The organism is Ideonella alba (assembly GCF_018069845.1).
Lineage (GTDB): Bacteria > Pseudomonadota > Gammaproteobacteria > Burkholderiales > Burkholderiaceae_C > Ideonella > Ideonella alba.
The window spans coordinates 17,435-31,434 of the sequence record NZ_JAGQDD010000025.1; the positions used below are offsets into that span (position 1 = coordinate 17,435).

Genomic DNA, 14,000 nt, shown 5'->3' on the forward strand with positions numbered 1-14,000 from the left:
TCGTGTCGTATCTAGCGACTATCCGCAGGAACCAACGACCGGGTGCCGTCCCTTCTGGCTGGGGAGCGGCTGCCCCGCCACACCCCAAGGCGAGGCTGGCTTCATCAGGTCAGGGGCGCACTTTACGACGAAATGCGTCAAGATCGAAACCTTTTCGCGACAACTTCGCGTAGGTCAAGTCGCCTTGACATCTTTCGGCCAGGCTGGCAAGCGTCCGGGCCTGGACGCCCCCCCTCAGGCCACCCAGCCGCGCAGTTCCTCCAGCGAGGTGGCGCCCAGGCGGCGCTGGCGGATGCGGCCGTCGGCGCCGGCCAGCAGGGTGAAGGGCAGGGCGCCGCCGCCGTTGCCCAGGCGGCTGAGCCAGGGCATGGCGGCAAAGCCCGGCACCACCATCGGGAACTCGACCGGCGTGCGGACCAGAAAGTCACGCACCGCGGCGTCGCGGTCCACCGCCACGCCCAGCACGCGTCCGCCCGCATTCGACCACTCCTTGGCGAATCGGTCCAGTTCGGGCAGTTCCCGCACGCACGGAGGGCACCAGGTGGCCCAGAAGTTCAGCAGCAGCGGCTGGCCGGCGAATGCCGCCAGCGATCGGGGCTGGCCGTCCGGCCCCGGCCACTGGCCTTGCAGGAACTCGGCCAGCGCCAGGTCGGCCGGGTCCTGCCGCTGGCGCCACCACCAGCCGGCGCCGGCCACGGCAGCCAGGCCCAGGCCACCCCCGGCCAGCCAGGCGGTGCGGCGGTTCATGCCGGCTCCTCCAGGCGGGCACGCAGCGCCCGCGCATCGCCGCGCCAGGACTGGCCGCGGCTGTCGGGTTTGAGCGCGCCACGCAGCGCGTCGTGGTCGTGCACCACCAGGTGCAGCGTGATCCAGTCGTCCGGTCGCGGGCCGGGCAGGGCCAGGCCGGGACAGCGGTCGGCCAGTGACAGCACCTGGGCATCCTCGTCGCCGGCGCTGTCGTAGTCGATGCCGCGGTTGAGCAGGCTGATCTCGGGCGCCTTGGGGTCGTCGGCGTAGAGGTCGATGACGATCGGCGACAGCCGCGTGGCGGTGCCGCGCCAGACCGCGCCGCCCAGGTGCGGGCGGAACTCGGCCAGGCGCTCCAGCCAGGTCAGCGCGTGGCGGCGCAGCGCGCGCAGCTCCTGCGGCTGGGTGTCGGCGTGGAACAGCGCCAGGTGCTCGCGCACCGCGTCCTCGACCAGCTCGTTGCTGGGCAGCTCGGCCCGGCCCACGCCGTGGCGCGCCAGGTCGGCGGCGGCACGGCGCTTGGCGCCGGGGTAGTCCAGGCCCTCGTCCACCACCAGCCGGGCGGCGGCCTGGGCGATCTCGTCGGTCAATGCGCTCACGGGGTGGCAGTGTGCCTGATCAGGGCAGTTCCACAGCGCCCATGCGGGCTTGGATGGTGGCCGAGCGCCCGGCCACATAGGCCGATCCCGGGTTCTTCTCGAAGCGCTTGGGCGCCGGCAGCATCACCGCCAGCCGGGCCGCCTGGGCCGGGCCCAGCTGCGCCGCATCGACGCGGAAATAGTGCCGTGCGGCCGCCTGGGCGCCGAACACGCCCTCGCCCCACTCCACGCTGTTGAGGTAGATCGCCAGGATGCGCTGCTTGCCCAGCAGGGCTTCGAGCATGAAGGTGATCAGGAACTCCTGCGCCTTGCGTGGCGCGGTGCGCTCGCCCGACAGGAACAGGTTCTTGGCCAGCTGCTGGCTGATGGTGGAGCCGCCCACCACCTTGGCCTCGACCTTGCGCGGCGGCGTGGCCACCTTGCCGTTGGCGGCGCGTTTCTCGGCCTGCTCATTGAGCTTCTCGGCGCGCGCCTCGGACTTCTGGTTGCGCTCCCAGGCCTTCTCGATCGCGTCCCATTCCACGCCGCCGTGCTCGGCAAAGCCGGCGTCCTCGCTGGCGATCACCGCCCGGCCCAGGTGGGGCGAGACCCGGTCCGACCACTCCTGGCTCCAGGCCAGCTCATGCTTCTCGACCAGCAGCCGCCAGGCTTCCGAGCGCTGGAAGGCGGTGGACTGCGGGTCGACCACCCCCATCAGCGCGATGCGCGCCAGGAAGAACAGCTGCAGCGACAGGGCCGACAGCAGCAGCAGCGCCAGCAGGCGCCCGACCAGGCGCTTCATGCCGCGCGCGCCAGGCTGGCGCGCAGCGCGGCCAGCACCGGCGCGGTCTCGGGACGGCGGCCGCGCCACAGCGCAAAGGCCTCGGCCGCCTGCTCGACCAGCATGCCCAGGCCGTCGCGGCCCTCGGCGCCGTGGGCCCTGGCCCAGTCCAGGAAGGGACGGGCGGCGGCGCCATACATCAGGTCCACCGCCAGTGCGCCTGGCCGCAGCGTGGCGGCCGGCACCGGTGCGGCCGCACCGCCCAGGCTGGAGGCGCTGGCGTTGATCACCAGGTCGAAGGCCTCGCCCGGGGCCTCCAGGCCGCTGGCCGACAGCGCCACCCCCTGGGCCTGCGCCAGCGCCGCATGGCGCTTCACCAGTTCCTCGGCCCGCTGCGGCGTGCGATTGGCCAGCACCACCTGGGCGGGCCGGGCCTCCAGCAGCGGGCCCAGCACGCCGGCGCCGGCGCCGCCGGCACCCACCAGCAGCACGCGCTGCCCGGCCAGTGGCCGGCCGGCGCCCTGCGCGATGTCGCGCATCAGGCCGATGCCGTCGGTGTTGTCGGCCAGCCAGCCGTCGGCATCGAAGCGCAGCGTGTTGGCCGCGCCGGCCAGCGTGGCCCGCGGCGTGGCCCGGGCGGCCAGCGCCAGCGCCTCGAATTTGAAGGGCACGGTGACATTGCAGCCGCGCGCGCCCTCGGCGGCAAAGCGGCGCACGGTGTCGGCAAAGCCGTCCAGCGGCGCCAGCAGGCGCTCGTAGGTCAGCACCTCGCCGGTCTGGGCCGCAAAGGCGGCGTGGATCGTTGGCGAGCGGCTGTGCTCGACGGGGTGGCCGACCACGGCATAACGGTCAGGGGAACTCATGCAAGGGCAGGTCAGGGAGCGTTGTTGCTGAGGCTGGTCTCCAGGCCATCGCTGCGCGTGAAGCGAAAGCGCGAGGTGACCACGATCTGGTCGGCCTGGCGCCGCATCGCCTCGTTGAACGCGCCGAACGGGCCGGCCGCATGGACGATGGCCAGCGCCCGCCGGTTGAGCACCGGCGACTTGGCGGGACGGACGATCTCGGCCTCGATCACCCGGCCGGTGGCGTCGATGGTGATGTTCATCGTCAGCTCGCCGTACAGCTTCTTGCCGGCGATCTCGGGGAAGTCGCGGGTGCCACGGTCCTCGATGCGGCGGCGCAGGTTGTCGTAGTAGATCGCGTAGACCTCTTCGCGCGTGGCCGGGCTGATGTAGCGCTTCTTGGGCCGCGCGTTCTCCTCGTTGATGCGCTTCTCGATCTCGGCAAGCATGCGCAGCATCTGGCGCCGGCGCTCCTCGCGCTGCTGCTCTTCGGGCGAGGTGGCGGCTTTGCTGGGGTCGGGCGGCGGCAGCAGGGCGATCTCGCGGCGGATCTGCGCCAGCAGTTGCTGCTGGATGTCCTGCATCGCATTGACCTGGCGCCGCGCCTCTTCCAGGTCGTCGCCCGGCTGCTGGAAGGCCGAGGGCGGCAGCGGCGTGGTGGCACGGCCCTCCTCGTTGTCGCCGCCGCCGGCCAGGTTGGCCTGGGCGATCGCCTGGGCCTTCTGCGGCTTCTCGTCGGAGCGCGCGTTGACCAGGATGACTTCCAGCGGCGTGTCCTCGAACAGGCGGTTGAAGCCCTCGGGGTCGACGAAGCGCACGGTCAGCAGCGCGCCGTGCACGGCCAGCGAGCACAGCAGCGCCCATTGCAGCGCGCTCAGGCGCCGTGTCCAGCCGGGCAGGGCGATCCGCCGCATCGTGTTCAGGCGGCGGCGGGCGGCGGTTCGGCGTCGGCCAGGTCGATCGCCAGTGACAGGCTGGCGGCGGGGGCCTCGTCCTCGTCGCTGTCGTCACTCTCCGCAGCCTGGTCGGCACCGGCGGTGGCGTCCAGGCGGGTCAGCAGGCTGGCGTGCACCTCCAGCGTCAGCAGGTCCAGCCCGGTGACGCGCACCCGCACGCGGGTGCCGCGCGGCAGGGGTTCGCAGCCCAGGGCCTTGAACACCAGCGGCAGCGTCTCGGCACGCACCAGGCCGTCCTTCATCACCGCCGCGTCCAGCTCGGTGACGCCGTTCTGGGTCAGCCAGCGCATCGTCCAGAAGCGCTCGATCGCCTGCTGGAAGCCGTTGTAGGCGGCGTAGGCACCGTCAAACGCCGAGATCACCGAGAACAGCGTGGCGTCCTTGGGCTTGAAGGGCGCGGCCAGCGCCGCGGTGCGGCCGTGGCGTGCGCAGGCAATGATCTGCCACTGGTTGACCAGATCGGTGTAGCGGCGCAGCGGCGAGGTGGCCCAGGTGTACTGCGCCACGCCCATGCCGGCGTGCGGCGCCGGCTTGGTGCCCATGCGCACCTTCACGCCGGGGGCCAGGCTGGCCTGGCTGCGGTAGATGCCGGGCACGCCCAGCTCGGCCAGCCAGCCGCCCCAGGTGCTGTTGGCCAGGATCATGGCTTCCGACACCACCAGGTCCAGCGGCGCGCCGCGGCGGCGCTCGGTGATGCGCACCGTCTCGTCGCCCTGCGGTTCACGGCCCGCACCGTCGAGCTTGAAGCTGTAGTCGGGGCGGTTGAACAGCTCGGGCTTGCCGCGCACCACCTCGCGCGCCGCCTTCAGGTGGCGCGCCAGCCGGAAGCAGAAGGCCAGCTCGGGGGCGAACGGGTACTCGGCCAGCGCCTCGCCGGTCAGGCTGGCCTCGGTGATGACCTCGTCGAGCTGGTCGTGGCGCAGGTTGGCGGCAATGGGCACGCGCTCCAGGCGCGTCTCGGTGGCGGTGACGGCCAGCGTGGCCTCGTCCAGCGTCACGTACAGGCTCACCGCCGGGCAGTCGCGGCCCTCGTCCAGCGTGTAGGCCTGCACCACCGCGTCGGGCAGCATGGTGATCTTCCAGCCCGGCATGTAGACGGTGGACAGGCGTTCGCGGGCTACCTTGTCGACCGCCGAATCGGGCGTGATCGCCAGGCCCGGCGCGGCGATGTGGATGCCCAGCACCACGCTGCCGCTGCCCAGGCCGGTGACCGACAGCGCGTCGTCGATCTCGGTGGTCTGCGAGTCATCGATCGAGAAGGCCTGCACCGCGGCCAGCGGCAGCTCGTCCTTGATCTGCGGCGCCTCCAGCGGCGGGAAGCCGTGGCCCTTGGGGAACTGCTCGAACAGGAAGCGGCGCCAGTGGAACTGGTAGGGGCTGGTGATCGCGCCGGCCTCCTTCAGCAGGTCCAGCGGGGCGCGCTGGCTGCGGCGCGCGGCCTCGACCACCGCCTTGTACTCGGGCGCGTTCTTGTCGGGGCGGAACAGGATCCGGTAGAGCTGCTCGGCGATCGGCGGCGGGCAGCTGCCGGCGGCCAGCTCGGTGGCCCAGGCCTCGATCTGCGCGGCCTGCTGGGCCTTGCGCTCGATCGCCAGCAGGGCGGCCTTGACCGTTTCTTCAGGGGCCTTCTTGAACTGGCCCTTGCCGGCGCGGCGGAAGTAGTGCGGCGCCTCGAAGAGCTTGAACAGCATCGCCGCCTGCAGTTCCGGGCCGGCGCTGGCCGAGAAATAGTCGCGCGCCAGGTCGGCGAAGCCGAACTCGCCCTCGGGGGCGAACTCCCAGGCCAGGTCCAGGTCGATGCCGGCGGCCTGCGCCTGGCCGGACGCGACCAGCTCGGCCGGCTGCGGCTTGTCGAAGCGCAGCAGCACATTGGCAGACTTGACCTTGACGCGCTTGCCCGAATCCAGCTCGATCTGCATCGAGCTGTCGGCCTCGGACATCACACGGCCGGCGAGGAACTTGCCGGCATCATCGAACAGGGCATACATCACCGGCGGATTGTCGCCGATGGCGGGCTCACTCCTCGGGCTGGTTCAGGCCCCGGGCGTGGTCGATCAGGCGGTCGAACAGGTCGCCCAGCAGCCGGCGCTCCTCCAGGCTCAGGCAGCCGAAGATCTCGTGGTTGCGCCGGTTGATCAGGTCCATGACCTGGGTCCAGCGCTGGCGGCCCGCCTCGGTCAGCTTGAGGTCGACGCTGCGGGCGTCGTTCTCGCTGGGACTCTTGCTGATCAGCCCCTGGTCGACCAGCGACTGCGCCGCCCGGCTGGCCTGGCCCTTGTCCAGGTTGGCCTCGAAGGCCAGGCGGTTCACCGACAGCGCGTCGAACGACCCCACCGCGGCCAGGCAGCGCGCCTCGCCCAGGCCCAGCCCGCTCTCGGCCAGGTAGAGCTCATGGCTGGCCCGGTCGCTGAGCTTGTGCAGCATGTGCAGCCGGTAGGTCAGGAACCGGTCCAGCGTGGGCAGGTTCCCGGCGGTCCGGTTGAAGCGGCCGCTGTTCATGCGCTGCTCAGCCCGCCATCGTGTGGACCAGCCACAGCGACAGCGCCGGGAAGGCCACCAGGAAGCCGATGCGGATGAAGTCGGAGGCCAGGAAGGGCATCACCCCCTTGGCGGTCTCCAGGTAGGGCACGTCCTTGGCCATCTTCTGGATGATGAACAGGTTCATGCCCACGGGAGGGTGCACCAGGCCGATCTCCACCACCATCAGCGCCAGGATGCCGAACCACACCGACTTGTCACCCGCCGACATGCCGTAGAAGTCCAGGCCCATGATCATCGGGTAGAAGATCGGGATGGTCAGCAGGATCATCGCCAGCGAATCCATCACGCAGCCCAGCAGCACATAGACCACCAGGATCGCGATCAGCACCAGCAGCGGCGGCAGGCCGCTGTTCTTGACCCAGTCGGCCAGCTCGGTGGGCAGCTGGGTGATGGCCAGGCCGGAGTTCAGCAGGTCGGCGCCCAGCAGCACCAGGAAGATCATCGCGGTGGCGTGGGCGGTGCCGATCAGGCTGGCCTTGATGCCCGCCCAGCGCATGCCGCCCTTGACGACGGCCAGCGCGCCGCAGGCGGCGGCGCCGATCGAGGCCGCTTCGGTGGGGTTGGCCCAGCCGCCGTAGATGCCGACGATCACCACCACGAACACGCCCATCACCGGCAGCACCGCCACGGTGGCCGCCAGCCGCTCGGACCAGCTGGCCTGGTCGCCCGCCGGACCGGCCTGCGGGTTGAGTGTCACCAGGATGCGGATCACCACCATGTAGCCCAGCATCGCGATGAGGCCGGGGATCATCGCCGCAACGAAGAGCTTGCCGATCGACTCCTGCGTCAGCACCGCATAGATCACCAGGGGCACCGACGGCGGGATCATGATGCCCAGCGTGCCGGCGGCGGCCAGCGTGCCGGTGGACAGCCGGCCCGAATAGCCGTGGCGGCGCAGCTCGGGCAGTGCCACCTGGGCCATCGTGGCCGCGGTGGCCAGCGAGGAGCCGCAGATCGCCCCGAAGCCCGCGCAGGCGCCGGTGGCGGCCATCGCCAGGCCGCCGCGCCAGTGGCCCAGGAAGGCCGCGGCGAAGCGGAACAGCGCCTTGCTCAGCCCGCCATGCGTGGCGAACTGGCCCATCAGCATGAACAGCGGGATCACCGCCAGGTCGTAGTTCGAGAAGCGCGCATAGGCCAGGTGGTTCATCGTGAACAGCAGCGCATTCGGGTCGCCGGCGTTCATCGCCAGGAAACCCGCCGCACCGCCGATCAGCATGCCCACGCCCACATGCACGCGGATCGCCAGCAGGGCCAGCAGCCCCGCAAAGATCCACAGCCCAATGGCCATGCCGCTCATGCTTTCACCCCCATCGCGATATTCAGCGAGTGCATCGTGCGGTGCAGCGCCGTCAGCGCCAGCAGCACGAAGCTGGGCACGATCAGCAGCACGCACCACCAGATCGGGATCAGCAGCAGCGGCGACACCTCCATGCTCTCCTTGGCCTCTTCCACGTACAGGCCGGTGCGCCAGGTCAGCAGCACCGCGGCGCCCAGCAGCAGGCCGTGGCCCAGCGCATCCAGCGCGGCGCGGGCGCGCTCGCTCATCCAGGTGGTCAGGGCGTCGACCTTGATGTGGTGGTCATGCAGTTCGCACACCGGCAGAAACGCCGCCGAGCCGATCGCCGCGCCCATCATCAGGATCTCCATGTCGCCCTGGATCGGCGTGGCAAAGAGCTTGCGGCCGACGATGGAGACGATGGACATGACCACCAGCGCGCAGAACACCATGCCGCCGGCCATGGCCCAGCCGGTGACCACGGTGCTCAGCAGGCCCAGCACGCCGCCGGTGGGCGGTGTGTCGACGTGGGCGTCGTCGGGAACCAGTTCAGCCATCTCAGGTGCTCACTTGGGCAGGTACTTGGCGCCGATGGCGCGCGCGTCGGCGGCCAGCTGCTTGGCCGGCAGGCCCTTGGCGGCGGCCTGCTGGATCCACTCGGCCTCGACGCCGGCCGAGGCCTTTTGCATCGCCGCGTAGTCCTCGGGCTTGATGACCAGGATCTTGTTGCCCTGGGCGGTCATCTTCTTGCGCGCGGCCTCGTTGCCCTGGTCCCAGACCGAGCCAGCCAGCTCGGACAGCACCTTGCCGCTGTTCTTGTCGATCGCGGCCTTCAGGTCGGCCGGCAGCGACTCGTACTTCTGCTTGTTCATCAGGATGGCCATCGGCGTCTGGGTGAAGCCGGGCTGGTTCTGCAGGCCTTCCATGTGGTACTTCGTGACCTCGTCGACCTTGGTGGTCGGCAGGATCTCCCAGGGCGCCATCGCGCCGTCGATCACGCCCTTGCTGATCGATTCGGTGATGGCCGCCACCGGCAGGTTCACCGGCGTGGCGCCCAGCGACTGCAGGAACAGCGACGAGAAGCGCGAGGGGCTGCGCAGCTTCAGGCCCTTGAAGCCGTCCACCGTCAGCACCGGCTTGCTGGCGGTGCTGATCACCACGTTCGAGGCGCTGAAGATGGCCAGCACCTTGAAGTCCTTGAAGTCCTCCTGGCCGTTCTTCAGGTAGTACTCCCACATCGCCTTCGAGCCCGCCAGGCCCTGCGGCGGCATCGTGAAGGGCAGCTCCAGCGCCTCGGTGCGCGGGAAGCGGCCGGTGGCGAAGGACGGCGAGGTCCAGATGACGTCGGCCACGCCGTTCTTCACCTGGTCGATCAGCTGCGCCGGCGTGCCGCCCAGCTGCAGCGACGGGTAGATCTGGCACTTGAGCTTGCCGCCCGAGTCCTTCTCGATGCTGGCGCACCAGGGCTCGGCGATGAAGCGCTGGAAGTTGCCGGTGGAGGGCAGGAAGTGCGAGAACTTGATCGTCGTGACCTGGGCGCTGGCGGTGGCGGCGGCCAGGGCCAGCGGCAGCGCGGCAAGGAGGTGGGCGGGCTTCATGGGCAGACCTTTCAGGGAAGACAAGGCCCCTCGCGGCGTCCTCGTACAGGCGCGCGGCAAGGGGCCGGAGCGGGCCGTGGAAGCGGCTTACTTGCTCATGTACTTGGCGCCGATGGCGTGCACTTCGGCCGCCAGCTTCTTGCCGTCCAGGCCCTTGTCGGTGGCCTGCTTGATCCAGTCGGCCTCGACCGAGGCGGCGGCCTTCTGCATTGCGGCGTAGTCGGCGTCCTTGATCACCAGGACCTTGTTGCCCTGGGCGGTCATCTTCTTGCGGGCGTCGTCGTTGCCCTGGTCCCAGACCTTGCCGGTCAGCTCCACCAGGGCGGCGCCGCTGTGTTTGTCGATCACCGCCTTCAGCTCGGGCGACAGCGATTCGAATTTGGCCTTGTTCATCAGCACGGCCATCGGGGTCTGGGTGAAGCCGGGCTGGTTGGGCTGGCCTTCCATGTGGTACTTGGTGACCTCGTCGATCTTGGTCGCGGGCAGCACTTCCCACGGCGCCATGGCGCCGTCGATCACGCCCTTGCTGACCGATTCGGTCACCTGGGCGATCGGCATGTTCACCGGCGTGCCGCCCAGCGCGGTCAGGAACAGCGACGAAAAGCGCGAGGGGCTGCGCAGCTTCACGCCCTTGAAGCCATCCACCGTCAGGATCGGCTTGCTGGCGGTGCTCATCACCACGTTGGAGGCGCTGAAGATGGCCAGCACCTTGAAGTCCTTGAAGTCTTCCTGGCCGTGCTTCTGGTAGTACTCCCACATGGCCTTGGAGCCGGCCAGGCCGCCCGGCGGCAGCGAGAAGGGCAGCTCCAGCGCCTCGGTGCGCGGGAAGCGGCCGGTGGAGTAGCTCGGCGAGGTCCAGACCACGTCGGCCACGCCGTTCTTCACCTGGTCGGCCAGCTGAGGCGGCGTGCCGCCCAGCTGCAGCGCCGGGTAGATCTGGCACTTGAGCTTGCCGCCCGAGTCCTTCTCGATCGCCGCGCACCAGGGCTCGGCCACGTTCTTGTGGAAGTTCGAGTTGGGTGCCAGGAAGTGCGAGAACTTGATCGTCGTGACCTGGGCCTGCGCGGGCAGGGCGCCGATCAGCAGGGTGGCAGCGGCACAGGCGAGGGCGCCAAGGCGGATCTTCATCGTTGTCTCCAGACGGGTGGCCAGGGGGCGGGGCGGGTGTGCCTGAATTCATCAGCACACTTTCTGTTGCGACTGCAACCATATAGATCAACGGTTGCGCGCTCAACTATCGGAAACCCCATTGCCGGGATCGGGGGTGGGTGGCAACAATGGTTGCGCGTGCAACCAAATGCGCCCGCACCCACACCATGCACCAGCCCGACACCACCCCACGCCGCTCCATCTACTACGACTACCGCGTCCACCCGGCCTGGACGCCGCCGTCGCTGGGCAGCCCGCCGGCGCGCGTGGTGGTGGTGGGCGCCGGGCCGATCGGCATGGCGCTGGCGCTGGACCTGGCGCGCCATGGCGTGCCGGTGCTGCTGCTCGAGGCGCAGCAGCAGGTCTCCGAAGGCAGCCGGGCGATCGTCTTCACCCGGCGCTCGATGGAGATCCTGCAGCAGGTGGGCGCCGACCGCGCGATCACCGCTGCCGGCCTGCCCTGGCGCAGCGGCAACTCCTTCTTCCGCGGCCAGCGGGTCTTCCGCATGGAGGCGCCGCACGACGACAACGACCGCTTCCACCCGATGATCAACCTGCAGCAGCCCTACCTGGAGGAGGCGCTGCTCGACCAGATCGCCGCGCAGCCGCTGGTGGAGATGCGCTGGGGCCAGAAGGTCACGCGCATCCTGCGCAACGAGGACGGCATCGGGGCGCGCCTGGAGGTCGACACCCCGGGCGGCGTCTATGAGCAGGACGCCGAGTGGGTGGTGGCCTGCGATGGCGCGCGCTCCGAACTGCGCCAGATGTGCGGCCTGCGCATGGAAGGCGCTTCGTACGAAGGCCGCTTCGTCATCGCCGACATCCGTGTCGACCTGCCGCTGCCCACCGAGCGCCTGGCCTTCTTCGACCCGCCCTGGAACCCCGGCAACACCGTGCTGATGCACCGCGAGCCGCACGGCATCTGGCGCATCGACTACCAGCTGCCCGCCGACGAGACGCCCGAGCAGGCGCTGTCGCCCGAGTCGCTGAAGGCCCGCATCGACGCCCAGCTGGCGATGATCGGACACGCCGGCACCTCCTGGGAGATGGACTGGTGTTCGGTCTACTCGGCCCGCGCGATGACCCTGCCCGACTACCGCCACCACCGCCTGCTGTTCTGCGGCGACGCGGCGCACATGCTGCCGATCTTCGGCGTGCGCGGCGCCAACACCGGCTGGCAGGACGCGCACGACCTGGGCTGGAAGCTGGCCTTCGTGCTCAAGGGCCTGAGCGGCCCGGCGCTGCTGGACAGCTACAGCCACGAACGGGTGGCCGCGGCGCGCGAGATCATCGACGAGGCCAGCAAGAGCACCCGCTTCATGACGCCGCCCAGCCGGGGCTTCCGGCTGCTGCGCGACGCGGTGCTGAGCCTGTCGCTGTCCCAGCCTTTCGTGGGCCCGCTGTTCCACTGGCGCACCTCGCGGCCGCACGACTACGCCGACTCGCCGCTGAACAGCCACGACGATGACGACGCGCTGTTCCAGACAGGCCCGCGTGATGGCGCGCCCATGCCCAATGTCCGCCTGGGCCCCGACGAGCACCTGATGGACCACTTCGGCCCGGCCTTCTGGCTGCTGCACTTCCACCGCGAGGGCGGCGTTCCGCCGGCCCTGCAGGCCGAGGCGCAACGCTGGCGCGAACGTGGCGTGCCGCTGCAGATCGTGGCGGTGCGCAGCGGCGGCGGCGCCGCCGAAGGCGCCGACCGGGTGATCGACGACCGCGCGGGCCAGGTGCATGGCCGCTACGGTGTGCGCCAGTCCGGCAGCTGCTACCTGCTGCGCCCCGACCAGCATGTCTGTGCGCGCTGGCTGTCGCTGGACGCCCGCCGCCTGGAGCGCGCGCTGTGCCGCGCCACCGCCCGATGAACCCCGCCCGCGGAGAAGCACCGATGTCCGAACTCAGTACCGCCGACCTGGAGCAGGTCTACGACCGGCTGGCCGAGGCGATCGACCAGGCCGAGGGCCACAGCGAACTGATGCTGGTGAAGCTGGCGCTGCTGATGGCGCGCGAGCTGGGCCAGCGCGAGCGGGTCGAGGCGCTGATTGGCGACGCGCTGCGCGACCTCGCGCCCGCCTGATCAGGCCGGCGGCAGCGGCAGCCACAGGCTGGCGCGCGTGCCTTCGCCCGGCGCCGACTGCACCTCCAGCCGGCCGCCATGGCGCTGGGCGATGCGCTGGCAGGTCACCAGGCCCAGGCCGGAGCCCTGGAACTGCGCCTGGGTGTGGAAGCGCTGGAATGGACGGAACACGCCGCCCTCGACCCGCGCGGCGTCGAAGCCCGAGCCGTTGTCGGTCACCGTCAGTTCCGTGCCCTGGTCGGTGGATTGCCAAGCCACGGTGATGCGGGCCGGCTCGCGGCGCGCGCTGTACTTCCAGGCGTTGCCCAGCAGGTTGGCCAGCACCGAGCGCATCAGGCCGGCGTCGCACCAGGCGGGCATCTCGGGCGGCAGCTGCAGCGTCACCTGCCGCCAGGGCTCCAGTCGCTGCAGATCGTCCAGCACCTGGCTGGCCAGCGGGGCCAGGTCGTTCCACTGGCAGGCCAGCGGCACGCTGCCGGCGCGCGACAGCACCAGCAGGTCATTGACCAGCTCCGACATGTCACGTGCCGAGCGCTCGATCTGCTCCAGGAAGGCCAGGCCAGCGGGGTCCATGCCCTGGGCATGCCGGGTCCTCAGCAGCTGAGACAGCCCGGCGATGCCCGACAGCGGACTCTTCAGGTCGTGCGCCGCGGTGCGCGAAAAGGCCTCCAGCTCCAGGTTGGTGGCCTGCAACTCGGCGGTGCGCTCATCCACCAGGCGTTGCAGCTCGCTGCGCAGCGTGTCCTGGACAGCGTCGCGCTCCCGCCGGGCGGTGATGTCCTCCGCAATGCCGCCCATCAGCACCGGCTGCCCGCGGGCGTCCAGGATCATGCGCTTGCGGTCCTCGACCCAGCGCACGCTGCCGTCAGGCCGCACGATGCGGTACTCGCAGCTGACCATCTGGCCATCGGCCAGGCGCGGATCCAGCGCCCAGGCCGCGGCCAGATCGTCAGGATGCACCGATTCACGCCACAACGCCGGGCGGCGCAGGATCTCGGGCACCGACCGGCCATAGATCTGCTCGAAGGCCGGGCTCACATAGTGCAGCCGGCTCCCGTCCGGGCTGCCGATCCACAGCACCTCGCCCAGGCTCTCGTGCAACTGGCGGAACTGCCGCTGCTGCAGCGCCAGCGCGTCGCGCATGCGGCGGTACTCGTGGCGCTGGAACAGGAACAGGCCGACACCGGTCAGCGCGATGAAGGCCAGGCCCTTGAGCTGCTGCGCCGTGTCCAGCCAGTCGGGGTCGCCGGAGACGGCGTGGACGAGGGCGTCCGAGCCCATGATCCAGGCCACGCCGAACAGCACATAGGCCAGGCTCACGCGCCACGCGGCACGGGCGCTGGACAAGGCATCGTCGACCTGGTGAGGCATGCGGACGGCTACCGCTGAAAGGGCCCCGATTGCACCAGCCCGCGGCCCTTCACGCCTTGATTCGCATCAATCTGCGAACGCAAC

14 protein-coding genes are annotated in these 14,000 nt (G+C 70.4%); 2 read left to right on the plus strand and 12 right to left on the minus strand.

Annotation, left to right across the window (positions count from 1 at the left end; translation table 11 throughout):
* Positions 1-234 precede the first annotated feature (234 nt).
* From KAK03_RS22285 to KAK03_RS22335, 11 genes are all read right to left on the minus strand, one after another.
* Positions 235-747 (minus strand): TlpA family protein disulfide reductase, encoded by a 513-nt coding sequence (locus KAK03_RS22285; RefSeq protein WP_210856878.1) that lies wholly within the window; start codon positions 745-747, stop codon positions 235-237.
* Positions 744-1,346 carry a hypothetical protein gene (locus tag KAK03_RS22290; protein ID WP_210856879.1) on the minus strand — a complete coding sequence of 201 codons (603 nt, stop codon included), beginning with the start codon at positions 1,344-1,346 and terminating at the stop codon, positions 744-746. Before KAK03_RS22290 ends, KAK03_RS22285 begins: the two co-directional genes overlap by 4 nt.
* Before the next feature lie 19 nt (positions 1,347-1,365).
* The gene (locus tag KAK03_RS22295; protein ID WP_210856880.1) at positions 1,366-2,127 is read right to left on the minus strand and encodes a transglycosylase domain-containing protein; all 762 of its coding nucleotides are present in this window, start codon (positions 2,125-2,127) and stop codon (positions 1,366-1,368) included.
* A complete protein-coding gene (gene aroE, locus KAK03_RS22300) occupies positions 2,124-2,969 on the minus strand; it encodes a shikimate dehydrogenase (RefSeq protein WP_210856881.1) in 846 nt (281 codons plus the stop codon). The genes KAK03_RS22295 and aroE overlap by 4 nt, the downstream gene beginning before the upstream one ends.
* Positions 2,970-2,980: 11 nt before the next feature.
* Complete coding sequence (locus tag KAK03_RS22305) at positions 2,981-3,862, minus strand: energy transducer TonB (RefSeq protein ID WP_210856882.1); 882 nt, start codon at positions 3,860-3,862, stop codon at positions 2,981-2,983.
* 5 nt (positions 3,863-3,867) lie between these two features.
* Positions 3,868-5,892, minus strand: coding sequence for a ribonuclease catalytic domain-containing protein (locus KAK03_RS22310; protein WP_210856883.1), 2,025 nt, complete (start codon positions 5,890-5,892; stop codon positions 3,868-3,870).
* A gap of 28 nt (positions 5,893-5,920) precedes the next feature.
* A complete protein-coding gene (locus KAK03_RS22315) occupies positions 5,921-6,403 on the minus strand; it encodes a MarR family winged helix-turn-helix transcriptional regulator (RefSeq protein WP_210856884.1) in 483 nt (160 codons plus the stop codon).
* 7 nt (positions 6,404-6,410) lie between these two features.
* A complete protein-coding gene (locus KAK03_RS22320; RefSeq protein WP_210856885.1) occupies positions 6,411-7,742 on the minus strand; it encodes a TRAP transporter large permease in 1,332 nt (443 codons plus the stop codon).
* Positions 7,739-8,278, minus strand: coding sequence for a TRAP transporter small permease (locus KAK03_RS22325; protein ID WP_210856886.1), 540 nt, complete (start codon positions 8,276-8,278; stop codon positions 7,739-7,741). Before KAK03_RS22325 ends, KAK03_RS22320 begins: the two co-directional genes overlap by 4 nt.
* Before the next feature lie 9 nt (positions 8,279-8,287).
* On the minus strand, positions 8,288-9,319 hold the full coding sequence (locus tag KAK03_RS22330; RefSeq protein ID WP_210856887.1) for a TRAP transporter substrate-binding protein: 1,032 nt from the start codon (positions 9,317-9,319) through the stop codon (positions 8,288-8,290).
* An 87-nt stretch (positions 9,320-9,406) separates the two neighbouring features.
* Complete coding sequence (locus KAK03_RS22335) at positions 9,407-10,447, minus strand: TRAP transporter substrate-binding protein (RefSeq protein WP_210856888.1); 1,041 nt, start codon at positions 10,445-10,447, stop codon at positions 9,407-9,409.
* A 188-nt stretch (positions 10,448-10,635) separates the two neighbouring features.
* On the opposite strand from KAK03_RS22335, the gene KAK03_RS22340 reads away from it, so the two are divergent.
* Together KAK03_RS22340 and KAK03_RS22345 are read left to right on the plus strand one after the other, a co-directional pair.
* Entirely contained in the window at positions 10,636-12,333 is a 1,698-nt protein-coding gene (locus KAK03_RS22340) for an FAD-dependent oxidoreductase (protein ID WP_210856889.1), read from the plus strand.
* A 23-nt stretch (positions 12,334-12,356) separates the two neighbouring features.
* The gene (locus tag KAK03_RS22345) at positions 12,357-12,545 is read left to right on the plus strand and encodes a DUF2783 domain-containing protein (protein ID WP_210856890.1); all 189 of its coding nucleotides are present in this window, start codon (positions 12,357-12,359) and stop codon (positions 12,543-12,545) included.
* Here the strand turns inward: KAK03_RS22345 and KAK03_RS22350 are convergent, their stop codons facing one another.
* A complete protein-coding gene (locus KAK03_RS22350) occupies positions 12,546-13,916 on the minus strand; it encodes a sensor histidine kinase (RefSeq protein ID WP_210856891.1) in 1,371 nt (456 codons plus the stop codon).
* Positions 13,917-14,000: the final 84 nt, after the last annotated feature.

Bases quoted from the DNA above. Each gene is read 5' to 3' on its own strand.
- KAK03_RS22350 (WP_210856891.1), bottom strand. From the start codon at position 13,916: ATGCCTCACCAGGTCGACGATGCCTTGTCCAGCGCCCGTGCCGCGTGG.
- KAK03_RS22335 (WP_210856888.1), bottom strand. From the start codon at position 10,447: ATGAAGATCCGCCTTGGCGCCCTCGCCTGTGCCGCTGCCACCCTGCTG.
- KAK03_RS22345 (WP_210856890.1), top strand. From the start codon at position 12,357: ATGTCCGAACTCAGTACCGCCGACCTGGAGCAGGTCTACGACCGGCTG.
- KAK03_RS22310 (WP_210856883.1), bottom strand. From the start codon at position 5,892: ATGTATGCCCTGTTCGATGATGCCGGCAAGTTCCTCGCCGGCCGTGTG.
- KAK03_RS22320 (WP_210856885.1), bottom strand. From the start codon at position 7,742: ATGAGCGGCATGGCCATTGGGCTGTGGATCTTTGCGGGGCTGCTGGCC.
- KAK03_RS22295 (WP_210856880.1), bottom strand. From the start codon at position 2,127: ATGAAGCGCCTGGTCGGGCGCCTGCTGGCGCTGCTGCTGCTGTCGGCC.
- KAK03_RS22330 (WP_210856887.1), bottom strand. From the start codon at position 9,319: ATGAAGCCCGCCCACCTCCTTGCCGCGCTGCCGCTGGCCCTGGCCGCC.
- KAK03_RS22305 (WP_210856882.1), bottom strand. From the start codon at position 3,862: ATGCGGCGGATCGCCCTGCCCGGCTGGACACGGCGCCTGAGCGCGCTG.
- KAK03_RS22315 (WP_210856884.1), bottom strand. From the start codon at position 6,403: ATGAACAGCGGCCGCTTCAACCGGACCGCCGGGAACCTGCCCACGCTG.
- KAK03_RS22340 (WP_210856889.1), top strand. From the start codon at position 10,636: ATGCACCAGCCCGACACCACCCCACGCCGCTCCATCTACTACGACTAC.
- KAK03_RS22325 (WP_210856886.1), bottom strand. From the start codon at position 8,278: ATGGCTGAACTGGTTCCCGACGACGCCCACGTCGACACACCGCCCACC.
- KAK03_RS22285 (WP_210856878.1), bottom strand. From the start codon at position 747: ATGAACCGCCGCACCGCCTGGCTGGCCGGGGGTGGCCTGGGCCTGGCT.
- aroE (WP_210856881.1), bottom strand. From the start codon at position 2,969: ATGAGTTCCCCTGACCGTTATGCCGTGGTCGGCCACCCCGTCGAGCAC.